This is a genomic window from Pseudomonas sp. URMO17WK12:I12, from assembly GCF_000514395.1.
Classification (GTDB): Bacteria; Pseudomonadota; Gammaproteobacteria; order Pseudomonadales; family Pseudomonadaceae; genus Aquipseudomonas; species Aquipseudomonas mucoides.
Window position 1 is genome coordinate 82,558 of the sequence record NZ_AZVV01000016.1, and the last position, 24,392, is coordinate 106,949.

Below are 24,392 nucleotides of genomic sequence, written 5' to 3' on the forward strand. Positions count from 1 at the left end.
GGGAATGAAATAAAAAACCCGCAACTCGGTGCGGTTTTTTTACGGCTTAGCTCTTATTACTAATTCTTTGGTGCCTCAAACCCGCGTTGCTCAATCACCCGAAACACATCACTCACATCCTGGATCAGGATTCGGGCGATGTTAGTGACGGTGTTGATGTCATTTTCGGCGTAGTCGGGGAGGCTGGTGCAGGCCGTGAGGTTTAGGTATTTGAGGACGGCGCTGAGGCGTTCGCTGACGCAGTTGTGGAGTTCGCGCAGTGGGGCATCGCTGTCGATGAGCAGGACGGGGTAGTTGGTGGCGAGTTGGGACATTGGGGTGAAGCGGCGGGGCGGGTTCTGGGTTGACATGCATATAGTCCTAAAAAATGAGTCAAAGTCGTCAAAATCCATTCACAGACAGAAACCAGCTGTGTCATGTCTGACGGTATTTGGTGATCTTCTTTTAGGGCTGCGAAACCCTGTCTCTGATGGTCGTCAGTGACGGGGCGAACTTTAAGCGAAGATTTTGGTGCCTGCAAACGGGGTTGTAGGACCGAAAGCGGGTTATTGGTTGATGTCGGAGGCAGAGCTTCCGGCGGGGTTACTGGCGTTAAATCAGAACGTGTTTAAGTGTCTGTGTACCTTGCTCGTTGGATTTACGGCTGCTGTGTAGCCGGACGCAGACTTCGCCAGCTGCTACAGGATGTGGGTGTGTTTAAAAACGCGGTGAAGGGTGGGGCGGCTTCGCTGCCCAGCGGGAGCAAGCTCCCTCGCCACAGAGGGTGGTTTCCTACACGATTTTCGGATGGCCAGAAACGACAAAGCCCCGAATCATCGAGGCTTTGATCCTTTGATGTCATTGCCTGGCTTGAGGCGAGTGCGGGTTGTGTTCGGTGTGTTTGGGGCCGGTCAGTGCCCATGCCACGACGCCGATCAGTGGCACGAAGACGATCACGACGATCCACAAGAGTTTGTTGCTGGATTTGCCTTGGGCTTTTCGGACTCGGTTGATGGCCCATAGCTCGATCAGCAGAAGCACTGCCACGAGTACGATCCAGATTGTTTCGGTTTGCATTGCTCACCCTCCTGATAGTCATTCAGTTAGGTGAGCTGCGGTGGGCGGGGTTCATTTAATTTTTGGTTAAGCGGGGTTGCTCGCGATAGTGGTCTGTCAGGCAATTCAGAATTGACTGTCAGGGCCTCATCGCGAGCAAGCTCGCTCCCACAGGGATTGTGGGGATAGTTAGAGGGAGGTGGCCAGTTTTCCGGTCGAGAGACGACGCTTATACGCACTGTCACGATTGGCCAGCCAGAAATACAAGGGCGAAGTCACCAATAACCCCACCAGCCAGGAAAGGTCTGCGCCGTTGATGTGTTCCGAAATCGGCCCGACATACAGCGGCGTGTTCATGAACGGTATCTGCACGACGATGCCAATCGCGTAGGCCAACAGCGCCTGCGGGTTGTACCGGCCGTAGATCCCGCCGTCGACTTTGAAGATCGAGTTGATGTCGTACTGACCTTTGTGAATCGCATAGAAGTCGATCAGGTTGATCGCGGTCCACGGCACCAGCACCACGAGCAGCACCAGGACCATGTCGACGAAGTGGCCGATGAAGTTGGCGGAGGCGCCAACGGCGGCGAAGCAGCACGCGGCGAGGACGATGACCGAGAAAACGGCGCGGCTTTTGGCGGTGGGAATCCAGCGATAGGCGAAGGTTTGCACCAGGGTGATCAGCGACAGCACGGCGCCGTAGAGGTTGAGGGCGTTGTGGCTGATGACGCTGAGCAAAAACAGCACGAGCATCAACGGGCCGATGGAGCCGGTGGCGAGTTTGACCGCGTCCATGGTGTCCATGCCGACGGGGGTGGCGAGCACGGCGACGGCGCCGAAGATGAACGAGAGGCTGGAGCCGAGCACGGTGCCCAGGTAAGTGGTCCAGAACGTGGCGGCGACCGGTACGTTGGCCGGCAGGTAGCGCGAGTAGTCGGAGACGTACGGCGCGAAGGCGATTTGCCAGAGCGCGGCGAGCGAAACGGTGGCGAGCCAGCCGGACAGGTTGAAGCTGCCACGGGTGAGGAAGTCGGCGGTTTGTACGTGGGTGAATATGTAGCCGAAGCCGAGCACGATGCCGGCGCCGAGCACCCAGGTGCCGATGCGGTTGAGCACGTGGATGAAGCGGTAACCGATGATGCCGATGATGCCGGAACCGAGCGCACCGATGACAATGCCGACGGGCACCGGCACGCTGTCGACCACGCCATGCAGGGACTTGCCAGCGAGGACGATGTTGGAGGCGAAGAAGCCGATGTACATGACGCCGGCGATCAGCACCACCAGCAGCGCACCGAGGGAGCCGAACTGGGCGCGGCTCTGGATCATTTGCGGGATGCCCATCTGCGGGCCTTGCGCCGAATGCAGCGCCATCAGCACGCCGCCAACCAGGTGGCCGACGAGAATGGCGACGATGCCCCACACCAGGTTCAGGTGAAACATTTGCACGCCGAGGGCGCCGGTGACGATCGGCAGCGGCGCGATGTTGCCGCCGAACCAGAGGGTGAACAGGTCGCGGGTTTTGCCATGACGATCTTCGGGTGGCACGTAGCCGATGGTGTGTTTCTCGATGAGCGGGGCGGAGGTTGTTGCAGCGGTAACCATGACGAACTCCAAGGCAATGTGAGTACGTGGACGTACTTCGGTGAGCGCCGTATGGGGGCGACGCTTTTCTTGTTGGAGTTGATGATGGGCGGTGGGCGGGGAGAGATAAATTAGTAAGATTGTGGGTATAGACGTTAAAAAATGTATGCCGGTTGGTCGCTGGAAATCCGGGGCGAACAGGGGGGGTATTACGGACGCGATACTGTGGGAGCGGGCTTGCCCGCGATGGCAGTCTGTCAGCCAACTCAATATTGACTGTCAGGCCCTCATCGCGGGCAAGCCCGCTCCCACAGGGATTTCTGGTGTGTTCGGATGCTTTGCTAGCTGATCGATTGCAGCATCCGTTGCAGCATCGCATCGCAGGCGGTGAGTTGTTGGAGGCTGACGAATTCGTCGGGTTTGTGGCCTTGGTCCATGCTGCCGGGGCCGCAGACGACGGTGGGGATGCCTGCTGCGTCGAACAGGCCGCCCTCGGTGCCGAAGGCCACGGTGCCGAATTCTCGGGAGCCGGAGAACGCGGCAATCAACTCAGCCGCTTCACTGTGCGCATCGGTCGCCAGACCGGGGTACGCCGACAACTCGCTGAAGCGGATCTCACTCTGTTCACTTACGGCACGCATGCGCGGCAACACCTGTCGCTCGGCATAGGCCTTCAGTTCCTGCGCCACATCATTGGGATCAAACGAGGGCAGGGCACGGATTTCGAAGTCGAAGCGGCAATCGGCGGGGACGATGTTCAACGCTTTACCGCCAGAAATCACGCCGGTTTGCACGGTGCTGAATGGCGGATCGAACCGCGCATCGTGAAGCTCCGGTGCCTTCAGTCGATGACCCATCCGCCCCAGTTCACCCACCAGTTCAGCCGCGTATTCAATCGCGTTGACCCCCAGCGGCGCGTACGCCGAATGGCACGCTTGCCCGTGAACATCACAACGCATCGCCAGTTTGCCTTTATGCCCGAGCACCGGTTTCAGTTCGGTCGGCTCACCAATGATGCAGAGCATCGGTTTGACCGGACGCTGTTGCAGTTCCGCCAGCAGCGATCGCACGCCCAGGCAGCCAACTTCCTCATCATAAGAAAGCGCGATGTGCACCGGCACGCGCAGCGTGGCCTGCACCAGCGACGGCACCAAGGCCAGTACACAGGCGATGTAGCCTTTCATGTCCGCCGTACCGCGACCGTAGAGTTTGCCGTCGCGTTCGGTGAGTTCGAACGGTGGAACGGTCCACGGCTGGCCGTCGACGGGCACCACGTCGGTGTGCCCCGACAGCACGATGCCCGGCACGCCCGCCGGGCCGAGGGTGGCGAACAGATTGGCCTTGCTGCGTTGCTCGTTGTAGACCAGTTCGCACGGCACGTCGAAACCCGCGAGGTAATCGCGGACGAACTCGATCAGGTGCAGGTTGGACTCGCGGCTGGTGGTGTCGAACGCCACCAGCGTCTGCAACAACTCGCGGCTGTGGCTCATCGGTCGTCTCCGGCGACGCCGTAGCCAGGGGATTTGTCCGGGGCGAGGGCGCGGTCGATGTAGTCCTGAACCTGCGGGCGATAGGCGTCCCACAATTTCTCGAGCTCACCGATAGGGTTTTCGTCGGCCCAGTCGACCCGCAGGTTGATGATCGGCCAGGTCAGTTCACCCACGACGATCATCGCCGCCGAATGCACCGGCCCGGCTTCACCGCCGGCGGCAATCGCGGCTTTCATCGCGGCGAGCAAGCGGTCGGCCAATTGACCTTCGCCATGTTCGAACGCTGCGACCATCGCTTCGATCACCGAGCGGTCCGCGAGCATGTTGCCGGCCGCCACGCAGTGTTCACCGGACACCGCGTTGTGATTGCCCAGGGTTTGCGCGCCGCTGAAATGCGCGGTGCGGCCGAGGTGGTCGATGGCGGTGATTTGCCGATACTGGCTGTAGCCGTTGCGGGTCAGGACTTTGTCCAGCGCCTCGGCCGGTGCGAGGCCTTGCTCCATCAGGGCCAGGGTTTCGGGGCCAAGCGAGGGAAGGGTGATGTTTTGCGTCGAGACCGCGCCGACACCCGGCAGCAGCCAGGGGCAACGGGCGCCGACGGCGATGCTGGAGGAACTGATTGCGATGCCGAACTGACCGGTTTCGGGGCAACGGGCGGCGATGGAGAAGGTCATGGTTTTGCTCCTTGGTTAACCCTTGGCTATTGAGGTGTCTGGGGCAAGTCGAATCGTCGCACCGCCGCTCCCACAGGGATCTTCAGTGGCCACAGAATTGTGTGCGACGATAAACCTGCGGGAGCTGGCTTGCCTGCGATGGCCGCGACTCGGTGTACCTGCTTACTCAGGAATCACCGCAATCACATCAATCTCCATCAACCACTGCGGCTGCCCCAGTGCCGACACCACCAACCCGGTCGAAATCGGAAACACGCCCTTCAGCCACTTGCCCACTTCCTGATAAACCGGCTCGCGATACCGCGGATCAATCAGGTAAGTCGTGGTTTTAACGATGTGGCTCAGGTCGCTGCCAGCCTCTTCCAGCAACTGCTTGACGTTGCGCATCGCCTGCTCGGCCTGCGCACGCGGGTCACCCAATCCGACCAGTTTGCCTTCGAAATCAGTGCCGACCTGGCCACGAACATAAACGGTATTACCGGCCCGCACGGCTTGGCACAAATCATTGTCCAGGCTCTGGTTCGGGTAGGTTTCCTTGGTGTTGAACATGCGAATACGGGTATGGGTTGGCGTGGCCATGTGAAGCTCCTGAAAAAAGTCTTAAGCGCTGACAGTGGTTTTATGGGCGACCGGCACGGCTTCAGCCTGACGCTGCGCCGCGTCGTGGTAGTCGAGGTACGACCGCTGGATGGCGATGTGATCGGCCACGTATTTCGCGTCGTGCCAAACGCCCCAGATGAACGAAGACCCACGACGCGACTGCCACGGCAGTCCGAGGAAATAAACCCCGGGCTCGCTCGACACACCGCGCTGATGCTGCGGCTTGCCGTTGTCGTCGAAAGCATCCACCTTGAGCCAGCTGTAATCGGTGGCAAAACCGGTGGCCCAGATGATCGAGGTCACGCCGGCCTTGACCAGGTCGAGCTCAAGAATTGGATTCGTCACGCACGCTGGATCAGGGAAGGTCATGCGCGCTTCAGGTTCTTCCGGCAGGTCCAGGCCGTTGCGCTCGATGTAGGCATCGGCAGCGTTGAGCAGCGCCAGATAGTTTTCGTCACCGCGCGCCAGGTTCTCGGCCAGGTTTGGCTGGAACGTCGCCACGCCGCCATTGAACGATTGGGTCAGGCCGACCAGGGTCATGCCGCGATGGGCGAGGCCACGGAAGTCGACAGTTTTGCCGCCATGGGCACCGCTGACCGCGATGGTCACATGTTCCCGGCCGGGTTTCATCGCCGCCTGATCCCACTCGCCGAGCACGCCCAGCCACCAGCAGAAATCCCGGTTGCGATAAGCGCGAGGTGGGCGGTCGTGTGCACCGACCGAGAGGTAAACCTGCTTGCCCGAACGCTGCAGTTCATCGGCGATCTGCACGCCCGACGAACCGGCACCCACCACCAGCACAGCGCCTTCCGGCAGTTGCTCGGGGTTGCGGTAATCGGCCGAGTGGATCTGAATGAACGGCTGATCTTTTGGCGCGATGGGCGGAATCACCGGTTTCTGGAACGGCCCGGTGGCCGCCACCACACGGTTGGCTTCAATCACGCCGTCGGAGGTTTCAATGGTGAAGCCTGGGCGGCCGACATTGCGCTTGACGCTCAGCACGTCCACGCCGGTGCGCACCGGGGCGTTGAATTTCTTGGCGTAGGCTTCGAAGTAATCGGCGACACGTTCTTTCGGGGCAAAGCCGTCGGGGCTCAGGTCATCGAATTCCATGCCTGGAAAGCGGTCGTGCCACGCCGGACCGTTGGCCACCAGCGAATCCCAACGCCCGGTGCGCCAGCGCTCGGCAATGCGGTTGCGCTCCAGCACCAGGTGCGGCACGCCGAGTTTGCTCAGGTGTTCACTCATGGCCACGCCAGCCTGACCGGCGCCAACGATCAGCGTGTCTGTTTTTGTTTTTTCTGTGGTCATCTCTTTACCCTTCGAAGTGGGATTCAGGTCGCTAATGGCCTGCCATCTCTTGGGGTCAAGACTAGGGATCACCCTGGTATCGGTAAAATATTATTAAGCTGGCATTTGAGTATAAATAACTGAGGCAGAGCGCCCGAACCCGCCTGGGCAGCGGGTTTGGCGGGAGGCGTGTCGAATGGCTAGTGCGCTTTCCAGTGCCCGCCGCCCGATTCACAGTCAATCTTTGCCTGACTCAGGTGTTCGGCACTGTAGTAGTACGTCGTGACCTGCGCGTTATCGGGGATATTCAGCGAGGTGCTGTTTTTGTCCTTGCTGGTGGAGTGCGGGTTGGCCAACGATTCCTGGGTCAGTGTGGCAATGCAGGTGGCCTGGTAGTGATCGGCGCACTGCTCGACCTTTTTCTTGGTGCTGGTCAGCATGTCCTTGCTTTCGTTGCTGCACGACCAGTCGATGGCGTTGACGGGCATGCCGTCGTACTCATAGCAGCTATGGGATTCAACCACCGGCACGGAAGGGCTTTGGGAGCGGGTCAGGACGTCGCAGCTTTCAGCCATGGCCAGCGTGGGGCTGAGGCAGGCGAGCAGAAGCAGAAGTCGGGTGTTCATCGGGATCTCCTCTCCAATGGCGCCTGACTTCGTCGAAGTTCGGCGCTATAGGGTTTCGAAAACGCGATGGGCCGCAGGGTTCAATTCGATTGTTGATCCGCTGCAGCCATCAGGCCGGGGCCTTAATGCATCTTGCTGTGATCCATCGTGCCGAGTGCCCGCGCTTCGGCTTGCACTTCGATGGTTTCTTGCTCGCCCTTGGCGTTTTTCACGGTCAGGGTCAGCGGGACTTTATCGCCTTCCTTCACCTGGGCGGTCAGGTCAATCAGCATCACGTGGTAGCCGTGGGGATCCAAGGTCACAGGCTTGCCGGCCGGCAGCGCGACGGATTCGACCATGCCCATCTTCATCACATCGTCTTTCATGCTCATTTGGTGAATCTGTACCGTTTTTGCCACCGGGGACTGAACGCTTACCAGGGTGCTGTCGCTGTCAGCTTGCACGGTCATGAAGGCGCCGGTCGACGGTTGGCCGGCAACGGTCGCGCGGACCCAGGCGTCGTGGACTTCGGTTTGCGCCGACGCCTGGAACGCCAGGCCTATCAGCGACAGGCCCAGAGCCATTTGTTTGATGCGTTTGAAGGATGTGGCAGTCATTAGCAGACCTCCATGACGGTGAGCAGGTCTTCTGCGCACTCTTGGGCGGTAAGGGACGCGGACAGGCCCAGGCGCAAGTTGCCCCGGGAGTCGAAGACGTAACTGGTCGCGGTGTGGGAGAGGGTGTAGCTGTCACCGTTCGGGACTTTTTCAAAGAACACGCCAAACTCCTTGGCGGTGGCGGCGGTTTCTTCCAGCGTGCCGTGCAGCGCCTCGAACGTCGGGTCGAAGGATTTGACGTATTTGTCGAGCATCTGCGGCGTGTCGCGTTCAGGGTCGAGGGTGATGAAGATCACCTGGAGCTTTTCGCCATCGCGGCCCATCAGTTTTTTCGCTTGGGCGGCGCGGGCCAGGGTGGTCGGGCACACGGCCGGGCATTGAGTGAAACCGAAGAAAATCATCGGCATCATCCCGCGATAGCTGGTCAGCATCCGGGTTTCGCCATCGACGTCCTTGAGCTTGAAGGTCCGGCCCATGATCTTGTCGCTGAGGTCCTTGCCGTACTTGAACGACAGTTTGCTGCTGTCATCACAACCGGCCAGCAGGCCGAGGCTCAACAGGCTCATGCCGCGCAGGACAGTGCGACGGGTATACAACGTACTCATGGGGGAAAATCCTGTGTAGCGACGTGAAATCTTGGGCGGCTGATGTATCAGACGAAAAATGCGCGTGGATATTAACAAACTGTAGTGGTCCGCTGGTCATTGTCGGACCGGCGCGGGTTGCGGTACAGAGACAGAACCTGCAGAAAACTACGGATCAGATACGATCCCTGTAGCCGCTGCCGACCCTGCGTTCGGCACCGGCTACAAGGTCGGCGTTGCAGCAGACACAATCTCCTCGCCGTTGCGTTACGGCTGCTAAGCTTCGACCTTGCAGCGTCCGAGCCTTCCCCGGCGGGAGCATTGCAGAGGTTCAAGGAGTACGACTTCAGTATCCATTCCACCTCAAAAGAGGTGGTGAGTGATTGTCGATAACCTGCACGGAGGCAGGCAATGGTAATCAAGCACGTTGGCCATTCGAGTGCCGAGGGTGTTCCCGAGCCACTTGATCGTGAAGAAATGGAGCGGGTGCTGGCGCAGTTGTTGGCCAGTCCGGTGTTTGCCAAGTCCAGGCGGATGGGCGATCTGCTGCGCTTCCTGGTCGATCATGACCTTCAACATCCGACCATTGCGCTCACTGAGCACGCCATCGGCCTGGCGGTGTTTCGCCGTGATCCGGCGATTTACTGCACTGGCGACGATCCGGTGGTGCGTGTGCAGGTGGGGCGATTGCGCCGCAAACTTGCGGCGCATTACGCCACCAGCGGTCAGCAAGACCCGGTACACCTGAGCCTTCCGGCTGGATGTTATCGCCTCGCCTATCAACGACTTCGGCCCAAGGCGATCGCGGCGCGCCACCCGGTGTTGCAGATTCAGCCGTTCACCTGCATCACCCGCGACGGCGACGACTTTGCCCGGGGCTTGTGTGAAGAGCTGAGTTGCAGGCTGTTCGAATCGTTCGAGCAGACACAAAGCCATGGCAATCACGTATTGATGAAGGTGCCACGCAGCAGCGTCAAAGCCTCGGACCTGGTGCGGGCCGGGCGCGGCAATTACTCACTGGAGGGCAGTGTGCGGGTTGAGTCGACCCGGGTTCGGGCTTCGGTGCGCTTGATTGATGTCGCACAGGGGCGGATTCGCTGGTCAGAACAGTTTGATCGTAATCGACCTTACGGCATCGCCACGCAGGAGGATCTGGCGGAGTCGATTTGCCAATCGTTGACGGGGTATTTCGCCCGTGGCGGCAGTGACGCTTGAATAGACGGGGCAACCGCAAGGTTGCCCCGGTTGCAGGGCTTACACGACGGTCCAGCTGCCTCCGGAGTAGAGGCGGGCGGCATTGTTGTCGAACGTCAGGTCGATTTCGACGGATTGTGAGCGCGACGTGCTGAACATGGTGCTGGTCTGCACGTTCTGTTCGAACCACACCAATAGGGTTTCGATCGGGGTCAGCGCCGTAGAGCCGCGGACCACTGGGTTGGAGGCCACGTAGATCGGGGTGCTGACCTGCTTGCCATCGATGCCGGTGGACAATTGGCTGACGCCCGGGTGGATGTTGCCGTAATTGTTGATCAGGGTGATCGACGTGTCAGGGCCGCCGCTCGTCGCCGCGCCCATCAACCCCGAATTGTCGAGTATTGACTGTTGACCCAGACCAATCGTGACGATGTTGGTCGAGACTTCCACTTGCACGTTCGCCTGGAACGTATTGGAACCGAACAGCTGATACTGCGGGGTCCAGCTAAAGGTGTTGTTGCTCAGGTATTGGACATAGGACTGCCAGACCACATTGTAGGCTTCGTTACCGACCTTCTTGGCGAAACACAACTTGTAGCCTGATTGTTTCAGCGTGGTCAGGTCGCCGGCGGCGATCTGGATTTTGACCGACTTTTGAGTGGCCGCCAGCGTCGAAGTCAGGACCTTGGCGTAGTCAGTGCTTTTCAAGGCTGTTGGAGCGGCCAGCAGCGATTTGATGGCGGCCTGCACGTTGTCATGAAGTGTTTGTTGATGCTCGCTTACTGCAATGGATTTGCTCATGGTTTCCCTATTCCTTGGTGTGGTGTGTCGGGCAATCAATGGCTCATTGAGCACATCGACGGCTTCACTGTAGGCGGGCGGAGCGGGGCGGCGAAGTGTCTTGGCGTTACAGCCGGAGGGCTCATCAACACGGTTCCAGCCCGGCAGGTAACAGCGCGTGTAACGGCGGAGTATCAAGCGATGAAACAGCGGGGAGGCCTTTCGACCACCCCGCCGTGGCCTCAGTGCGCGGCCGCACTCACCGTTGCGTCAGCAAAGGTGAAGTTCCAGCTGGTGCGTTTGCCTTTGGCGACCTCGATCAGCTTGTTCTCGAACACCGTGTGATTGACCAGGCCGGTGTAGGTCATTTTTCGGCTGGCGTTGTCGCCGGTCACGTCAACCGGCGTGCCGTCGGACTCGAACATGGCCTTTTTCAGATCGGCTTCCGACGGGACGCTGCTCTGGTTTTTTTCAACAATGACGAAACTCATGGTGTCACCTCTTCCGTGATGGGGGGATCGGCGGGCAGCCGGGCCGAACGTCCGTGCCTGCACACCGAAGGCACTACTCTATTGGCCGGCCAGGCCGCGCAGAAGTGACAACACGGTCGCTAAGGTAACAGCGTGGAGATCGTCGGAATCAGCCACGTAACAAGGGCGTATCACGGCACGCGTTTCTCCATGGTCGCCTTCAGCGCTTCCGTCACCAGCGCCGCCACAATCGGCTCTGACGTCGAACGCATCTCTCCACCGACGGTGGCTTGCTGGGCTTTGACCTTTTCCACGTATTGCGATGCGGGTCCATCGGCGACCAGCGATGACAGCTCTTCCTCGGAGAACGACTTCTCATAGGCCCGCGCCAGGTTCTCGTCCCATTCCGGCTGGTACTTGGGTAGTAACGCGGTGATTTCTTCGGAGACGATGCGGTTGGCGTCGTCAGCCCCCAGCTTCTCGGCAATCACCGACCAGGACACCGTTCCCTGCGCCGTCGACAGGGCGATGGCCGGGAGGTTGCTGCCCATGTGCGCTTTGGCGACCAAGGTGCGCGCTTCATTCAGGGCCGGGGTGTCCGCAGCGGCTGGATTTGAAAGTGTGAATAGCAGCGTTAATGCGAGGGCGGTAGTAGACATCCGATGCACGATTGGGCTCCGTGGTTGGGGAAACAGGGACATCAGAGCAGCGTAGACCAGGCCCATCGACCAACCATTGGTTTAATCAATAATCACCATCAAGGAATGCAAGTTCTGTTTTTTCGCCATGGGAGGAGGATAGCCACATACCGAATTCGCCTTTGAAGGAACCTGTGCGATGAGAATGTCTACCTTGCTGGCTTTTGTCGCCGTATTCACCGGCAGCGTCGCCGCCACCGTGCCGGCCTACGCGGCTGAGCCGGCTTGCCATTTCCCCCCTGTAGCCGACAGCACCGCCAGCCTGCAACATGCCCAATCAGTGGGCGTGCTCTACAGCGAAAACACCGTCAACACCCTTCAATACCTTGAGCAATACCATGCGGTGGCGGTGAACGGCGCGAAGAACCCGCAGCTGGATTCGCGCATCAGCAGCGCCTTCGTCAACAGCTCTGATCCGAAACTTGCGATCAACTGGCTCATGGGCTCGCTGCAAAAACAGTTCGGTTCGGTGACGGTCTACGACAACCTCGACGCACTGGTACAAGCCCACCCCGACGTGGTGGTGATGCTGGACACCTACAGCCGCCTGGTGTCCAAGCGCAATAATCAGGTCGAAGCGCGTTTCATGGCCAAGTTCTACGATGCGAACCTGCAGTACATCGGCCAGGCCGAAGGCTCACGCGCCCAACAAATGCCTTCGGTTTGGGTGCACGGCAAAGCGGCGCCGGACATTGCGGCGCAGATCGACCGGCAAACCGAATTGCAGGTGAATGCGCTGAAGCAGTTTGATGCTTCGCTGAAGGCGTTGGTGACCTCCGGCAACGTGGCGCAGGTGGCGAGTAACTAAACCTTGGCAGGTGTTCAGTTCAACTCTTTCAGGAAGGCCGACGCGGCAAACCCATCGATCAGGCCATCACCTTGAAGGTCGATACTCGACCATTCGGTGTTGGCCGGTTTGGCGATTACTTGCTGACCGGGCTTCAAGCTACTCACTACGCTGTACTCGGTTCCTGGGCCACCACGCAGCCTCAGACTGGTGCGCGCTATCACTTCGTGAGTGGCGGCAACCGGAGTTAGCGTATCGGTCGACGATTCGACCGCAAGCACGAACGCCCCGAAGTCGTCGGTGTGTTGGGGATTGATCAGGTTGAAGTCGAGGTCCAGGCCGCCCAGTTTCGCCGCCGGGGCTTTTTGCTGAATGTGATAGGCGCCATTCTTTATCGCCTCCTTCGTTCCACGAAACCCGGAAGACATCGCCAGCCAGATCAGTGAGCACAAGTTGCTTTTGGACAACGCGCTGGCGGTGGCACCCGAGCCATAGACACCGACCCGATAAGCTGGCTGGCCGCCGGAAACCTCGTTGAACGCCCGCTGCACTCCCTGGAAATACGGGACGATGTTGCTGGTGATTTCGTTGGCGCTGGCATCAAAGTCGACGGAAAAATAGATGCCTGACCCGTCAGGTTGGCCGATGTCGTTGTGGGCATAGCGGTAAGCTCTGCGTCCCGCCTCATACCCTTTGATTTCGGAAAAGTCGTCGGCGTTGTTTTGTCGCTGTTGGAACACCACGGCGATGTTCATGCCTTGTGCACAGATTGATTGCGCCTCAATCAGCGTCAAGCACTTGTCAGGGAACGTTCTCGAGTTGCTGAAGTTGTAGTAACGAATAATGGTTCGTACATTTTCTTTCACCAGGTTGCGCAGTTTTGATGTGGTGTTGTAGGGGGTGTCGATAATGAACATGATAAGTTTCCTTTCGGCGATGGCGCACTTATACCGAGTGCGAGAGTCGATGGTTTTCGCTCAGGCATTAATAAGAGGCGCGTTTAGCGAGGTCGTCAACACACTTAAGTATTTATACTTTCAAGGTGTAAGGGAATTGAATCAGCTGTTAAGTTGATGCAACAAGGTTTGATAAGTTTGTGAGAGGGTTGAAGGTGTAATATGTTTTGTGCGTGTTGTTGTATTTATGCTTGCCGGGCTTTACAGCCCGGCAATGTGTTTGAAGTTATCGCGATCCGTTATAAACCCGATTAATCGCGCCGCGAACTGCGTCGCGCCACGCCGGCAACGCTGACCGGGGTGAGAGGGCGACCAACGACGGCTTCGGCCGGGGAAATGACACTGTGTACGCCGGGGATCGACAGGGTCTCACCGAGTTCTAGCGCGGCGCTCAGCACCAGGCCGCCGAGCAGCAACCCGCCTGTCTTTATCAAAAGGTTCATTTGGCTGGTCCTTTCACAAAGTTCTTCGGCAAATCATCGCCATTAGGAAGGTCCTTCAAGTCGATTTTCTTCGCATTCGTCGAGTTGTTGAAGGTGAAGTCGTCAGCCGCCACTTCACTGCCGGTCTTCCAGTCACTCAATCGAATGCTGAACTGCGGCCCACCCTCCACCCGTTTTGAGGTGATGACATAGCGGCAGGGGTAGGGGCGCTCACCTTGGGCGATCCAGATCTGCCAATCCACTTCCTTGGTTCTGAACGCCAGGTGATCGCACTCGACCCCACTGATGACGCCACTGCCCAGGTCTTTTATGTCGTTCACGCCCGTCATCAAGGACGCTTGAGGGTTGGACACGAACAGATCGGCGCCGGCTAAAGGTCGGTCGTATTTTTTCCTGAGTACATCAATCAAATTATCCAGGGTGCCGGGCACTTCCACTTGCGTATACGCGTTAACGTTTTTGCCAAACAGGGTCAGGGTTTTTCCGTCAAACAGTATTTCCATGTCGACAAATCCGCTGGCGCGAGTATTGCGTATCTTGTCTGGCCGGCTGATGACGGTTGTACCGGAAGCGGACAGTGCAAGTTTCTGCTTCTCTTTGGTGGTGACTTCGTAGTCGGTGTCGTAATTGAACGATATATTTTTTTGCGCTGACATATAGTCGGACATGCTCTTAAGCAAGTTTTTAGCGTACGCCTCATCGGCATGGGCCGTGATCGGACTGTTCAATCCGATGATTAATGCCAGACCGGCGCCAGTGATACGCAGTGTCGCGGATTCGATTAACTGTCGGGCGATCTTTTCCATGGAAGTTCACCGCTTGGAATTGCCGGGTTGCCCGGCCTGGACTTATAACGTTAGTCCCATCACCTACGTATTGAACGACCACTCATCCGGGCTGGTGTTTGAGCGATTAGCGCTCGATTATTCGGTCTATTGAATGACGGCGTTCAGCAAGCGACTCACGGCTTCTGCCTCGACCGCTCCTTCGGCGAAACCTTCGGCAAACACCGCGCAACTCGCGGTGTGGTCACCTTCACCGCAGCGATATACCGCGATCACGCTGCCCGGTCCGCCGCCGGTGTGTCCGCTTAATACCCGCCCACCCTCGACCGCGCCTTGCATCAGGCCAAGCGCGTAACCCGGCGCAAGCCACGGACGCCCGGCTATCGGCCCGCCAAGCGTGCGAGCCGTCTGCATCTCGCGCAGCAACGCCGGCGGCAGCGTCTGGCCGGCCAGTAGACGATCGAGACAAACAGCGGCTTGATCCAGCGGGCCAACCAACAGCCCGTGATAAACCCAGCCCGGGTCGTACGATGGTGCGGTGCCCATGTTCACGCCCTGCAGATCGGCGGGCGTTGTGGCGAGGCGTACACCTGACAGACCGAGGGGTGAAAAAACCAGTCGGGTCAACGCTTCTTCCAGCGCAAGACCGCTCAGGCGTTCGATGAATTTCGCCACGTACAGGTAGCCAACGTTTGAATAGCGCCAGCCGTCACCGGGCGTGTAGCGCAACCGGGGCGCGTCGAGCCGGCGCAGCATTTCCTCGGCGGGCCACGGTGTTTCGTTGCTTGCGACGGCCGCGTGGTATTCCGCCAACTCTGCGTAATCCGCCAGCCCGGCTTCATGCCGCAACACTTGGCGCAAGGTAAACGGCCCTTCCGGCAGTGTCTCGTCCAGGTCGAACAGGCCATCACGCACCAGCGACAGCGCGGCGGCGCTGAGCACGGTCTTGGTGAAACTCCACCAAGGAACAATCACCTGAGGGTCTACAGGCATGGGCATTGAACCGTTTGAGACAAGGGCAAAAAGCATGGGTAATGGCTGCTCTGGACGAAGGCACCGTGGGAGTTTGCCAGATACCTCATCAATCACCGCCTCGATTGTGTTTTTCCGGCGGTTTGGCTAATCTCGCATAAACACGCAAAAGCAGGCATAAACATGCAAGATCAGCACGCTGCATCCGAGCTCCCTTCCGTGCGCCGGCAGAAAATCCTCCTGATCCTTGAACGCGACGGCAAGGTCATGGCTTCGGAGTTGAGCCAGCATTTCGCCGTGTCCGAAGACACCATCCGCCGTGACCTGTCAGAGCTCGCCAGCGCAGGACTGGTGCAACGGGTGCATGGTGGGGCGTTGCCGCGACCGAAAGACACGGGCAAGGATTTCTTCACCCGGGTGGGTGAAACCGATGAGGTGAAAACGCGCCTGGCGCAACTCGCCGCGCGCCGGGTGCAGGATGGCCAGATTGTGCTGTTCGATTCAGGGAGCACCACGCTGCAGATCGCGCGGTCGCTACCGGCGGACATTGCCATCACGGCGATTACCGCGTCGCCGATGATCGCCATTGCGTTGGCCGACTACAAAGGCATCAAAGTGATCCTGGCCGGCGGGCAACTCAATCCCGCGACGATGTCGGCCAGCGGGCAGGAAACCCTGCGGCTGATCGAGGGGATCAAGGCTGACTTGCTGTTCACCGGGGTCTGCGCGATTCACCCGGACGTCGGCATCAGCTCGCTGCATTTTGATGAGGTGCCGGTGAAACAGGCGATGCTCAATAGCGCATCGCACGTGGTGGCCGTGACCATGGCGGACAAACTGGGGGCGGTGGAACCGTTCGTGGTTGCACCGTGCAATCGCCTCCACACGCTGATCACTGAGCAACAGGTGGCGTCGGGCAACGTTGAGGATTATCAGCGGTTAGGTATTGAAGTGATTCAGGTCGATGCCTGAGCTCAACCATGACCCAGCGCAATCGCAAACGACACAACGATGAAGCAGGCAAAGGCAAAATTCAGGTTCATGAGGGTGTCGTCCGACTATCCGAGATGGCGACATCTTGAATAAGCCGGGGACAAATAAAAAATTCGTCTTCGTGATGTAAATGATCGAAGGAATTGATACCTAAACCAGGTACTTGTGAAACCACGTCACGGTGCGGTCCCACGCCAGTTTCGCGGCGGCTTCGTCGTATCGCGGCGTCGAGTCGTTATGGAAACCATGGTTGCAGCCCGGATAAATGTAAGCTTCATAGGTTTTGCCGTCGGCTTTCAGCGCCGCTTCATACGCCGGCCAACCGTCATTGACGCCCTTGTCCAGTTCACCGTAATGCAGCAATAGGGGCGCCTTGATCCTGGGCACGTCTTCAGCCTTTGGCTGGCGGCCATAAAAAGGCACGGCTGCCGCCAGTTCCGGATACGCCACGGCCGCTGCGTTGGCGACACCGCCGCCATAGCAGAAGCCGGTGATGCCGACTTTGCCGGTGGTGGTGTCGTTTTTCATCAGCCACTCGATGGCGGCGAAAAAGTCGTTCATGAGTTTTTCGGGATCAACCTTCGCCTGAAGCTCACGACCCTTGTCATCGTTGCCCGGATAGCCGCCCACCGAGCTCAAGCCGTCAGGGGCGAGGGCGATGAACCCGGCCTTGGCGACGCGTCGAGCGACGTCTTCGATGTAGGGATTGAGGCCACGGTTTTCATGCACGACCACCACCGCCGGGACTTTGCCGCTGGCCTTGGCCGGGCGCACCAGGTAGCCGCGCACATTGCCGTGGCCCTTGGGTGAGGGGTAGGTGATGTACTCGGGCAGGATGTCCGGGTCGGTGAATTCCACTTGTTCGGCGAGCGCGTAGTGGGGGCTCAGTGAGGCGAGCAGTGCGCTGGCGGTCAAACCGCCCAAAGCGAACAACGCCGCGCGATCGAGAAACTCGCGGCGGTTGATCTTGCCGTGGACGTAGTAGTCATAGAGTTCGAGCAGTTCGGGGGCGAAATCTTTGGCGGTGAGACGTTCCATCGAGGCGCTTCCCGTTTAATCAGAATTTGAATCAGTAAAGCAGTGTTTGGTACACCACCCGGGCCATGCGCCCGGGTATGCACAACGAGGGTTAATGCCCACCCACCACCATATGACTGAACGGTGCCACATACGCCTGCAACGTCACCAGCCCGCCGACCAGAATCGCCAGCACAATCGAGTGGAAGAACACATACCGCAGAATTTCCCCCTCATGCCCGTACCAGCGTGTTGCCGTGGACGCGACCACAATCGACTGCGCGTCGACCATTTTGCCCATGACCCCGCCAGAGCTGTTCGCCGCCGCCATCAGCACCGGGCTGATCCCGAGCTGTTCGGACGTTACCCGTTGCAAGCCGCCGAACAACACGTTGGACGCGGTGTCCGAGCCGGTCAACGCCACGCCGAGCCAGCCGAGGAGGGTGCCGAACATCGGGTAGAAAATGCCGGTCGCGGCGAAGGCCAGGCCCATGGTCGCGTCCAGTCCCGAGTAACGCGTGAGGTAACCCAAGGCCAACATCGCCGCGATGGTGATCAATGAGTAGCGCACCACCCACAGTGTTCGCAGGTATTGGCGAGCCAGTTGCGGGATCGAGTAGCCCATCAGCAGCCCGCCGAGGATGGCGGACAGCAAGATGCCGCTGCCGGTGGCGGTGAACCAGGTGAACTTGTAGATCGCCTCTTCGGTTTTCGGTGCCGGCACCACCGGTGGCACCTTCTCGACTTGCAGGTGCAGGGTGGTGAAGGTCAGGGCCGGCGAGAAGATCGGGTTGGCTTCGCGCATTGGTTTGCCCTGCGGGTCGAGCTTGACCGACTGGGTCTGCGGATCGATCGCCGGGCGGGTATCGAACATGTTTTTGAAACCCTGGGTGCCCCAGGCGAAGACGAAGATCGTGAGGATGATCCACGGCATCCAGGCGCGCATCACCGCCGGTTTCGCATCGCCGGAGAAGGTCCCGCCGACCGCCGGTGGTTGCTCATGTTCGGCATCGATTTTCGAGTTGTCGACACGCCCGGTCAGGGCGGCCGAGGTGTGGACCGTGGCCGGTTTCCAGACCTTGAGGAAACCCGTGAGGCAGGCCATGGAAATCAGCGCGGCGATCACGTCCACGAGCATCGGGCCGTGGTAGTTGGACACAAGAAATTGCGGGACCGCGAAGCTGACGCCGGCCACGAGGATCGCCGGCCAGATCTCCAGCATTTTTCGCCAACCGGCGAACGCCCAGATCAACCAGAACGGTACGAGCACCGAGAAGAACGGCAGCTGCCGACCGACCATCATCGACAGCTCCATTTCATCCAGTCCGGTGACTTTGGCCAGGGTAATGATCGGTGTGCCCAGCGCGCCGAACGCCACCGGTGCGGTATTCGCGATCAAGGCCAGGCCCGAAGCGGCCAAAGGCGAGAAGCCCAAGCCGATCAGAATCGCACCGGTCACCGCCACGGGCGTGCCGAACCCGGCCGCGCCTTCAAAAAACGCACCGAAGCAGAAGGCGATCAGCAGCAGTTGCAGGCGTCGATCGTCGGTGATGCGCGCCAGGGAATCCTGCAGCACTTTGAACGAGCCGTTCTCGGTGGTCAGTCGGTGCAGGAAGATGATGTTGAGCACGATCCAGCCAATCGGCAGCAAGCCGTTGGCCGCCCCGAACAACGCCGCCGAGCCCGCCATGTTGGCCGGCATGCCGAAGGCAAAGATCGCGATCAGCAGGGCGGAGCCCAGTGCAAGCAGCGCCGCCATGTGCGCCTTGATGTGGAAAAACGCCAGGGAGGTCAGCATCACCACCACCGGCACGGCGGCCATGAGGGTTGAAATGACCGGGTTACCGAAGGGATCGTAGATTTGCTGCCAGACCATGTTCCACCTCTGCTTTTTATTGTGGGTAGCGCAGGCCCCGGGCGGGGTTGGTGAAATGCAGTATAGGTGGCATTACGCCGCTGTCTCGGCAGGTTCGTCGCCATTGAAACGTGCCGTGGCCGGCGATGATTCCGGGCGAACTTCTACTACGCTCAGAGGGATGACTGACCCGATCCACTCACCACGCGGGGGAGACAGCAATGACTGAACGCCACGAGGAACACAAGGAGACGCTTTCCAACGGATGCTCGATCAAAGTCACAGCCGAGATACTGAAAGACGGCTCCCTGAAAATGCTCATCGGGGTGTACCGGCCGGACGGTTCGGTGATCGAAGAAAACCACCATCCGTCCCCGCACCTGCTGGACATGGAGGCGGCGATGGACTGGGCCATCGAGCAAGCCAAGACCGTCGGCAACAGTCAGCAAACGTTGTAAGAGCGGCTCGTCACCGCTCTGTTCATCATCCTTATTGCGTACCGAACATGGCCGTCCAGTAGATGCCTGCATCGCTTTTCGGATCGTTCGCGTAAGCCGCGCCGAGCTCACGGAACTGTGGGTTCATCAGGTTGGCGCAATGACCGGGGCTGGCCAGCCAGCCGTCGACCACTTTACGCACGGTGTCTTGCCCGGCGGCAATGTTCTCGCCGATCTGCTGAAAGTTGTAACCCGCCAGTTCCGCGCGATCCCCTGGCGTGCGGCCGTCGCGGTCCTTGTGATCAAAATAGTTGCCGTTGGCCATGGCCCGCGAGTTGGTTTCGGCGGCGGACGCGAGGGTGGCGTTCCAGGCCAGCGGCGTGGTCGCGGCAAATGACTGGGCGCCGCACTGACGGGGTTTGCTGCGCGCGGCATTGAGCTCGACCAACAGCTTCTGGCCTTCGGCGGCGGCATCACCCAGGCGCGCGGTCAACAGCGGGCGGGCGAGCACGATGCGCCAGTCGTTGCCTTGGCGGCTGACGCCGATGTCGACGAATTTCAGGTTAAGCACCACCTGGCAGAAGCTTTCCTGTATCGCCATCATTGCCGATTGCGCATCACGCGGGCCGGTCAGGGATATCGCCTGCACATGGAGCATCGGATACGACGCACGCACCATGGCCTGCTGCAAGTCGACCTGTCCGCTGGCCGGCAAAATCAGGCGCGGATCGCTGGTCAGTGGTGGCAACTCCGGCGAGACCTGACCGGCGCAACTCTGCGGCAGGCTGCGAAAGGCGTTGATCGAATCGGCCAGTTGCGATTCCTCGGACGCCATGGCCGTTGTGGCAAGCACCAGACCCAACGACAACCCCGACAAGCGCATAGCGGATGAAAAGACGTGCATGGAAACCCCCTTGGACGGACTGCGCCCATGATGCGCGAATTCCCCCCGTACAAGGCAATGGCTTTTTGCAGTTTGTTGCTGAGTAGTTGATATGATTTGGCTACTACCCTAATCCGACACCTTTCAGAGTGTTTGCACCATGCCCGCTAAATGCATCGCCGCGTTTCTCGCTCTGTGTCTACTTACCGGTCAGTCCATGGCGGACGATCAACAACAAAAAAAGGAGGTTGCGCAAGACAAGGCGCAGGTGCTTGAACAGAAGGCCGCCGAGAAGAGCAGTAATGTACCGGTGCCCAAGTCCGAGGCCATCACCCAGTCCGAAGTCCAGGCCGTCGACCCGGCCGGCACGGCGCCGTTGGACGACGCGATTACCTGCATGGCGCGCTCCATCTACTGGGAGGCCAAAGGCAAGGACACGGCCGATATGGAAGCGGTGGCCAACGTGGTGATGAACCGCCTCGGCCACGAGGGTTTTCCCGATACGGTGTGCGCAGTGGTCAAGCAAGGTTCCGAAACCAAGAGCTGCCAGTTCTCCTGGTGGTGCGACGGGAAATCGGACTCGGTCCAGGAAGAAACGCAATATGCGCTGGCCAAGGAAATCGCGCGCAAGGCGCTGAACAAGCAACTGCCGGATCGCACCGGCGGCGCGATGTATTTTCACGACAAGACGGTGAAACCGGTCTGGGCCAAGGAGTACATCAAAACAGCGAGCATCGGTTTGTTCGTGTTCTACAAGCCCCATGACGGGTCGGCGAAGTAGCTCGGCCGACCCAGAGGCTCACAGCACTTAAGCCTCGCGACCATGCGCTGCGGCGGCCAGTTGCCCGGTATCGACCCGGACAAACACTGAGTCGCCCACCGCCGTGAGCACGCCGTCGGCGTAGACCTCGCAGATGACGCGGGTCTTGCGCCCGACCTCGCCCTCAACCCTGGCGCGCAAGGTCAGCGTAACGCCCATCGGCGTCGGTTTGATGAACTTGATGCCCAGGTTGCCGGTGACGCAGTCGATGCGCGGCAGGGAGCCCGGTTCGCGGTTTTCGGCCCGGTAGTGATACGCCATGGCCGTCCAGTTCGAATGGCAATCCACCAACATCGCAATCAAGCCCCCGTACACCAGATCCGGCCAGCCACAGTATTTGGCCTCGGGCAGGTGCTCGGCGACGACGTGGACGCCGTCCTCGTGCCAGTGGCTCTTGACGTGCAATCCGTGAGGGTTGCGGCTGCCGCAGCCGTAGCACACGCCATCCGGTGCGGCGCGGTCCTGCATGGAGATATCGAGCATGGTGATCCCTTGTTGTGCCTTGAAGTCCGTCTGCGATTAAAGCGCTGGAACGAGGGGAAGTCCATTGCGCCATCCTGGTGCTTTTTTAACAGCGCACGCCGAGCGCCATCAGCTTTCCCATACGGGCACCGGTGCTTTCAAATCAATGAGATAGCGCGGTGATGCAAGTCGGGCGCAAACGTGGCATGCACATTGCTCCTGTCACAGCGCACCTTTTTCGGTGCGAATGATCCGGGACGACCCGGAGGCCTCACGGCTGTGCGATATCTGGACGACCAGGTGACATTTTGACTAATCATCAGGAGGTTACTTATGGCGCCCATGCCTCGAATTGCCCCTCATTCAGCCTTTGAAACCTTGCCCCTCGTCGACATCAGCGGGCTGTTTTCGAACCTCGCATCCGAACGCATAAACGCAGCGATTGCCTTGGGCGACGCCGCCTCGCAAGCCGGGTTTCTCTATGTGACCGGGCACGGTATCGACCCGCAGATCATCCATCGGCTCAAGCAACGGGCAGCGGAATATTTCGCCCAGTCGACCGAGCAGAAAATGCAGGACTACATCGGACTGTCGAGCAATCACAGCGGCTATGTGCCCGAAGGTGAGGAGCAATTTGTCGAAGGGGCTATCGACCACAAGGAAGCCTTCGACGTCGGCTTCGATTATGCGTCGGCGCTGGGGCGACGGCCGATGCTTGGGCCGAATCGCTGGCCGGTCTTGCCGGGTTTCAAGGACGACATCAAGGCCTACTACGACGCGGTGTTCAACCTCAGCCTCACCTTGTTTCGCGGCTTCGCACTGGCGCTGGGCCTGCCGGAAAATGCCATCAGCCAGCGGGTGAACAACCCGCCGAGCCAACTGCGCCTGATCCACTATCCCTTTTCGCCGAATGCCCCGGTGGATCGCCCCGGCATCGGCGCGCACACTGATTACGAATGCTTCACCATCCTGCTGCCGACTGCACCGGGCCTTGAAGTGTTGAACGGGGTCGGGCAGTGGATCGACGTGCCGGTGGTGGACGGCGCGTTTGTAATCAACATCGGCGACATGATGGAAGTGCTGAGCAACGGCCGCTACGTCGCCACCGCTCACCGGGTGCGCAAAGTCGCTCAGGAGCGCTACGCCTTCCCGATGTTTTGCGCCTGTGACTACGACACGGTGATCGAGCCCATCGCACAGTTGCTCGACCCGCAAACCCCCAGCCGTTATGGGCCACACGTCTGCGGCGATCACCTCTACGCGCAAACCCTGCAAACCTTCCGCTACCTCAAACAGCGACTGGCCGCCGGCGAGTTGAGCTTGCCCGACGGCGCCAAGGGTTTGTCTTCGTTTGGTCGCGTCGCCATGGCGGGGGAGGCTTGAGATGAATCTGCTGGATCTCGTTACCCAACATCCGCAACCCGCCGCTGATGGCGTACCGGACTGGATGCTCGGCTTCTACAAACGCCGCTCGATCAGTTTCGCTGACGGCCTGACTGACGTGGACACCCACGTCTGCTGGTTTCAAAGCCGCCACTTCACCATCGATCTGCGCCTGCCGCTGGAAGGCCAACAAGTGCCGGCCAAACCGCTGCTGGAATACAGTGCCGAAGAACTGCAGACCCTGGCCAATTACGAAGGCTGGGAAGCGTTGTGTTCATGGGAAGGCGACGTGTTGAATTGGCACACCGACACCTCGTTACAGTTGCATAACCGTTGGCCCGAGCCCGGTGTGCTCAAGCGCATCGGCAACTGCATGATCGAGTTTTCCCCCAGTGGGGCCTATGTCGAGGACTGGCGACTCCAGGTATCAAAGTCGGGTGCGTTGATCGGCTTGCGCTTGATTGAGGAACGAGAGGTGCTGAGCGGTTTTGTGCTGCACCGTGGCGGTGGTTTGATCGTCTGCGGTGAGCATGCGGCGTTGGTGCTCGGGCGGGCTGATCCGCTCGAATCCAGTCCTGAGGGCGAACCGCTGCGGGATCTGATCGCCCGCCACGGTGAAGACCCGCAATGGCTCAAGCGTGCATTCAACTTTGAGACATCGGTGGCCGAAGGTTCTCTCGAAACAGGCTACAAAGTGACGCTTTCCACCTGCGCCGGGCGTGTCGGTCAGCCGCTAATTTCACTGGAGGGTTTCGAGCGGCTGGCCGACGGCAAGCACGTCTCGCAATCAGTCGCCGTCGATGGCGTTGCCCGAGAACGCCTGTTCGTCATCGACACCCTGGAACCCGACGTCAGCTACACACAAACCACCGGATTCACCGCCAGCGCCGCGCAATGGTACGCACGTGAATCCCCGACCTTGAGCCGCTACACCCAGCCGCTCGTTTGACATCAACGCGTCACCCATTTCATAACCCG

Annotated in this window: 28 protein-coding genes; 7 read left to right on the top strand and 21 right to left on the bottom strand. The window is 59.6% G+C overall.

What is annotated here, in order from left to right; all coding sequences use genetic code 11:
• Positions 1-59: 59 nt before the first annotated feature.
• The 10 genes from D882_RS0122300 to D882_RS0122345 form a co-directional block, all read right to left on the bottom strand.
• Entirely contained in the window at positions 60-350 is a 291-nt protein-coding gene (locus D882_RS0122300; protein ID WP_027925285.1) for a hypothetical protein, read from the bottom strand.
• Positions 351-837: 487 nt separating this feature from the next.
• A complete protein-coding gene (locus D882_RS0122305) occupies positions 838-1,056 on the bottom strand; it encodes a PLD nuclease N-terminal domain-containing protein (protein ID WP_027925286.1) in 219 nt (72 codons plus the stop codon).
• 168 nt (positions 1,057-1,224) lie between these two features.
• Positions 1,225-2,640 carry a cytosine permease gene (locus D882_RS0122310; protein ID WP_027925287.1) on the bottom strand — a complete coding sequence of 472 codons (1,416 nt, stop codon included), beginning with the start codon at positions 2,638-2,640 and terminating at the stop codon, positions 1,225-1,227.
• Positions 2,641-2,960: 320 nt separating this feature from the next.
• The gene (argE, locus tag D882_RS0122315; protein ID WP_027925288.1) at positions 2,961-4,109 is read right to left on the bottom strand and encodes an acetylornithine deacetylase; all 1,149 of its coding nucleotides are present in this window, start codon (positions 4,107-4,109) and stop codon (positions 2,961-2,963) included.
• Positions 4,106-4,783: a DUF1028 domain-containing protein gene (locus D882_RS0122320; protein ID WP_027925289.1), complete on the bottom strand. Its 678-nt coding sequence runs from the start codon at positions 4,781-4,783 to the stop codon at positions 4,106-4,108. Before D882_RS0122320 ends, argE begins: the two co-directional genes overlap by 4 nt.
• A gap of 162 nt (positions 4,784-4,945) precedes the next feature.
• Complete coding sequence (locus D882_RS0122325) at positions 4,946-5,362, bottom strand: RidA family protein (protein ID WP_027925290.1); 417 nt, start codon at positions 5,360-5,362, stop codon at positions 4,946-4,948.
• A gap of 21 nt (positions 5,363-5,383) precedes the next feature.
• Positions 5,384-6,730 (bottom strand): flavin-containing monooxygenase, encoded by a 1,347-nt coding sequence (locus D882_RS0122330; protein WP_371258958.1) that lies wholly within the window; start codon positions 6,728-6,730, stop codon positions 5,384-5,386.
• A gap of 143 nt (positions 6,731-6,873) precedes the next feature.
• The gene (locus D882_RS0122335; RefSeq protein ID WP_027925292.1) at positions 6,874-7,299 is read right to left on the bottom strand and encodes a hypothetical protein; all 426 of its coding nucleotides are present in this window, start codon (positions 7,297-7,299) and stop codon (positions 6,874-6,876) included.
• 122 nt (positions 7,300-7,421) lie between these two features.
• Positions 7,422-7,895 carry a copper chaperone PCu(A)C gene (locus D882_RS0122340; protein WP_027925293.1) on the bottom strand — a complete coding sequence of 158 codons (474 nt, stop codon included), beginning with the start codon at positions 7,893-7,895 and terminating at the stop codon, positions 7,422-7,424.
• Entirely contained in the window at positions 7,895-8,500 is a 606-nt protein-coding gene (locus tag D882_RS0122345; RefSeq protein WP_027925294.1) for an SCO family protein, read from the bottom strand. Before D882_RS0122345 ends, D882_RS0122340 begins: the two co-directional genes overlap by 1 nt.
• 390 nt (positions 8,501-8,890) lie before the next feature.
• On the opposite strand from D882_RS0122345, the gene D882_RS0122350 reads away from it, so the two are divergent.
• Complete coding sequence (locus D882_RS0122350; RefSeq protein ID WP_027925295.1) at positions 8,891-9,694, top strand: membrane protein; 804 nt, start codon at positions 8,891-8,893, stop codon at positions 9,692-9,694.
• 39 nt (positions 9,695-9,733) lie between these two features.
• Here the strand turns inward: D882_RS0122350 and D882_RS0122355 are convergent, their stop codons facing one another.
• The 3 genes from D882_RS0122355 to D882_RS01000000131340 all read right to left on the bottom strand — a co-directional run bounded on the left by D882_RS0122355 (position 9,734) and on the right by D882_RS01000000131340 (position 11,582).
• Complete coding sequence (locus tag D882_RS0122355; RefSeq protein ID WP_027925296.1) at positions 9,734-10,474, bottom strand: hypothetical protein; 741 nt, start codon at positions 10,472-10,474, stop codon at positions 9,734-9,736.
• 221 nt (positions 10,475-10,695) lie between these two features.
• Positions 10,696-10,944, bottom strand: a complete 249-nt coding sequence (locus tag D882_RS0122360) for a hypothetical protein (protein ID WP_027925297.1) — start codon at positions 10,942-10,944, stop codon at positions 10,696-10,698.
• Positions 10,945-11,114: 170 nt separating this feature from the next.
• Complete coding sequence (locus D882_RS01000000131340) at positions 11,115-11,582, bottom strand: hypothetical protein (RefSeq protein WP_155953744.1); 468 nt, start codon at positions 11,580-11,582, stop codon at positions 11,115-11,117.
• A 178-nt stretch (positions 11,583-11,760) separates the two neighbouring features.
• Here D882_RS01000000131340 and D882_RS0122370 point away from each other — a divergent pair, with 178 nt between their 5' ends.
• Positions 11,761-12,429 carry a hypothetical protein gene (locus tag D882_RS0122370; RefSeq protein ID WP_027925298.1) on the top strand — a complete coding sequence of 223 codons (669 nt, stop codon included), beginning with the start codon at positions 11,761-11,763 and terminating at the stop codon, positions 12,427-12,429.
• Between the two features lie 14 nt (positions 12,430-12,443).
• Here D882_RS0122370 and D882_RS0122375 read toward each other — a convergent pair whose 3' ends face one another.
• From D882_RS0122375 to D882_RS0122395, 4 genes are all read right to left on the bottom strand, one after another.
• Positions 12,444-13,325 carry a glycoside hydrolase domain-containing protein gene (locus D882_RS0122375; RefSeq protein ID WP_027925299.1) on the bottom strand — a complete coding sequence of 294 codons (882 nt, stop codon included), beginning with the start codon at positions 13,323-13,325 and terminating at the stop codon, positions 12,444-12,446.
• A 290-nt stretch (positions 13,326-13,615) separates the two neighbouring features.
• Positions 13,616-13,807, bottom strand: a complete 192-nt coding sequence (locus D882_RS0122385; RefSeq protein ID WP_027925300.1) for a hypothetical protein — start codon at positions 13,805-13,807, stop codon at positions 13,616-13,618.
• A complete protein-coding gene (locus tag D882_RS0122390) occupies positions 13,804-14,613 on the bottom strand; it encodes a DUF2092 domain-containing protein (RefSeq protein WP_027925301.1) in 810 nt (269 codons plus the stop codon). Before D882_RS0122390 ends, D882_RS0122385 begins: the two co-directional genes overlap by 4 nt.
• Before the next feature lie 126 nt (positions 14,614-14,739).
• A complete protein-coding gene (locus D882_RS0122395; protein WP_027925302.1) occupies positions 14,740-15,621 on the bottom strand; it encodes a serine hydrolase in 882 nt (293 codons plus the stop codon).
• A gap of 126 nt (positions 15,622-15,747) precedes the next feature.
• On the opposite strand from D882_RS0122395, the gene D882_RS0122400 reads away from it, so the two are divergent.
• Complete coding sequence (locus tag D882_RS0122400) at positions 15,748-16,536, top strand: DeoR/GlpR family DNA-binding transcription regulator (RefSeq protein WP_027925303.1); 789 nt, start codon at positions 15,748-15,750, stop codon at positions 16,534-16,536.
• A gap of 171 nt (positions 16,537-16,707) precedes the next feature.
• Here D882_RS0122400 and yghX read toward each other — a convergent pair whose 3' ends face one another.
• Both yghX and D882_RS0122410 read right to left on the bottom strand, forming a co-directional pair.
• Positions 16,708-17,595 (bottom strand): YghX family hydrolase, encoded by an 888-nt coding sequence (gene yghX / locus D882_RS0122405; protein WP_027925304.1) that lies wholly within the window; start codon positions 17,593-17,595, stop codon positions 16,708-16,710.
• Between the two features lie 91 nt (positions 17,596-17,686).
• Positions 17,687-19,450, bottom strand: a complete 1,764-nt coding sequence (locus D882_RS0122410; RefSeq protein ID WP_027925305.1) for an L-lactate permease — start codon at positions 19,448-19,450, stop codon at positions 17,687-17,689.
• A 200-nt stretch (positions 19,451-19,650) separates the two neighbouring features.
• Between D882_RS0122410 and D882_RS0122415 the strand changes: the two genes are divergently transcribed.
• Positions 19,651-19,887, top strand: a complete 237-nt coding sequence (locus tag D882_RS0122415) for a hypothetical protein (protein ID WP_027925306.1) — start codon at positions 19,651-19,653, stop codon at positions 19,885-19,887.
• Between the two features lie 31 nt (positions 19,888-19,918).
• On the opposite strand, the gene D882_RS0122420 is transcribed toward D882_RS0122415, so the two are convergent.
• Positions 19,919-20,770: a CAP domain-containing protein gene (locus D882_RS0122420; protein WP_027925307.1), complete on the bottom strand. Its 852-nt coding sequence runs from the start codon at positions 20,768-20,770 to the stop codon at positions 19,919-19,921.
• Between the two features lie 139 nt (positions 20,771-20,909).
• On the opposite strand from D882_RS0122420, the gene D882_RS0122425 reads away from it, so the two are divergent.
• Entirely contained in the window at positions 20,910-21,530 is a 621-nt protein-coding gene (locus D882_RS0122425; RefSeq protein ID WP_027925308.1) for a cell wall hydrolase, read from the top strand.
• 27 nt (positions 21,531-21,557) lie between these two features.
• Here D882_RS0122425 and D882_RS0122430 read toward each other — a convergent pair whose 3' ends face one another.
• On the bottom strand, positions 21,558-22,052 hold the full coding sequence (locus D882_RS0122430; RefSeq protein WP_027925309.1) for a PaaI family thioesterase: 495 nt from the start codon (positions 22,050-22,052) through the stop codon (positions 21,558-21,560).
• Between the two features lie 312 nt (positions 22,053-22,364).
• Here D882_RS0122430 and D882_RS0122435 point away from each other — a divergent pair, with 312 nt between their 5' ends.
• Entirely contained in the window at positions 22,365-23,414 is a 1,050-nt protein-coding gene (locus D882_RS0122435) for an isopenicillin N synthase family dioxygenase (protein WP_371258957.1), read from the top strand.
• Between the two features lies 1 nt (position 23,415).
• Complete coding sequence (locus D882_RS0122440) at positions 23,416-24,363, top strand: hypothetical protein (RefSeq protein ID WP_027925311.1); 948 nt, start codon at positions 23,416-23,418, stop codon at positions 24,361-24,363.
• Positions 24,364-24,392: the final 29 nt, after the last annotated feature.

Bases quoted from the DNA above. Each gene is read 5' to 3' on its own strand.
- D882_RS0122300 (WP_027925285.1), bottom strand. From the start codon at position 350: ATGTCAACCCAGAACCCGCCCCGCCGCTTCACCCCAATGTCCCAACTC.
- D882_RS0122305 (WP_027925286.1), bottom strand. From the start codon at position 1,056: ATGCAAACCGAAACAATCTGGATCGTACTCGTGGCAGTGCTTCTGCTG.
- D882_RS0122310 (WP_027925287.1), bottom strand. From the start codon at position 2,640: ATGGTTACCGCTGCAACAACCTCCGCCCCGCTCATCGAGAAACACACC.
- argE (WP_027925288.1), bottom strand. From the start codon at position 4,109: ATGAGCCACAGCCGCGAGTTGTTGCAGACGCTGGTGGCGTTCGACACC.
- D882_RS0122320 (WP_027925289.1), bottom strand. From the start codon at position 4,783: ATGACCTTCTCCATCGCCGCCCGTTGCCCCGAAACCGGTCAGTTCGGC.
- D882_RS0122325 (WP_027925290.1), bottom strand. From the start codon at position 5,362: ATGGCCACGCCAACCCATACCCGTATTCGCATGTTCAACACCAAGGAA.
- D882_RS0122335 (WP_027925292.1), bottom strand. From the start codon at position 7,299: ATGAACACCCGACTTCTGCTTCTGCTCGCCTGCCTCAGCCCCACGCTG.
- D882_RS0122340 (WP_027925293.1), bottom strand. From the start codon at position 7,895: ATGACTGCCACATCCTTCAAACGCATCAAACAAATGGCTCTGGGCCTG.
- D882_RS0122345 (WP_027925294.1), bottom strand. From the start codon at position 8,500: ATGAGTACGTTGTATACCCGTCGCACTGTCCTGCGCGGCATGAGCCTG.
- D882_RS0122350 (WP_027925295.1), top strand. From the start codon at position 8,891: ATGGTAATCAAGCACGTTGGCCATTCGAGTGCCGAGGGTGTTCCCGAG.
- D882_RS0122355 (WP_027925296.1), bottom strand. From the start codon at position 10,474: ATGAGCAAATCCATTGCAGTAAGCGAGCATCAACAAACACTTCATGAC.
- D882_RS0122360 (WP_027925297.1), bottom strand. From the start codon at position 10,944: ATGAGTTTCGTCATTGTTGAAAAAAACCAGAGCAGCGTCCCGTCGGAA.
- D882_RS01000000131340 (WP_155953744.1), bottom strand. From the start codon at position 11,582: ATGTCTACTACCGCCCTCGCATTAACGCTGCTATTCACACTTTCAAAT.
- D882_RS0122370 (WP_027925298.1), top strand. From the start codon at position 11,761: ATGAGAATGTCTACCTTGCTGGCTTTTGTCGCCGTATTCACCGGCAGC.
- D882_RS0122375 (WP_027925299.1), bottom strand. From the start codon at position 13,325: ATGTTCATTATCGACACCCCCTACAACACCACATCAAAACTGCGCAAC.
- D882_RS0122385 (WP_027925300.1), bottom strand. From the start codon at position 13,807: ATGAACCTTTTGATAAAGACAGGCGGGTTGCTGCTCGGCGGCCTGGTG.
- D882_RS0122390 (WP_027925301.1), bottom strand. From the start codon at position 14,613: ATGGAAAAGATCGCCCGACAGTTAATCGAATCCGCGACACTGCGTATC.
- D882_RS0122395 (WP_027925302.1), bottom strand. From the start codon at position 15,621: ATGCTTTTTGCCCTTGTCTCAAACGGTTCAATGCCCATGCCTGTAGAC.
- D882_RS0122400 (WP_027925303.1), top strand. From the start codon at position 15,748: ATGCAAGATCAGCACGCTGCATCCGAGCTCCCTTCCGTGCGCCGGCAG.
- yghX (WP_027925304.1), bottom strand. From the start codon at position 17,595: ATGGAACGTCTCACCGCCAAAGATTTCGCCCCCGAACTGCTCGAACTC.
- D882_RS0122410 (WP_027925305.1), bottom strand. From the start codon at position 19,450: ATGGTCTGGCAGCAAATCTACGATCCCTTCGGTAACCCGGTCATTTCA.
- D882_RS0122415 (WP_027925306.1), top strand. From the start codon at position 19,651: ATGACTGAACGCCACGAGGAACACAAGGAGACGCTTTCCAACGGATGC.
- D882_RS0122420 (WP_027925307.1), bottom strand. From the start codon at position 20,770: ATGCACGTCTTTTCATCCGCTATGCGCTTGTCGGGGTTGTCGTTGGGT.
- D882_RS0122425 (WP_027925308.1), top strand. From the start codon at position 20,910: ATGCCCGCTAAATGCATCGCCGCGTTTCTCGCTCTGTGTCTACTTACC.
- D882_RS0122430 (WP_027925309.1), bottom strand. From the start codon at position 22,052: ATGCTCGATATCTCCATGCAGGACCGCGCCGCACCGGATGGCGTGTGC.
- D882_RS0122435 (WP_371258957.1), top strand. From the start codon at position 22,365: ATGGCGCCCATGCCTCGAATTGCCCCTCATTCAGCCTTTGAAACCTTG.
- D882_RS0122440 (WP_027925311.1), top strand. From the start codon at position 23,416: ATGAATCTGCTGGATCTCGTTACCCAACATCCGCAACCCGCCGCTGAT.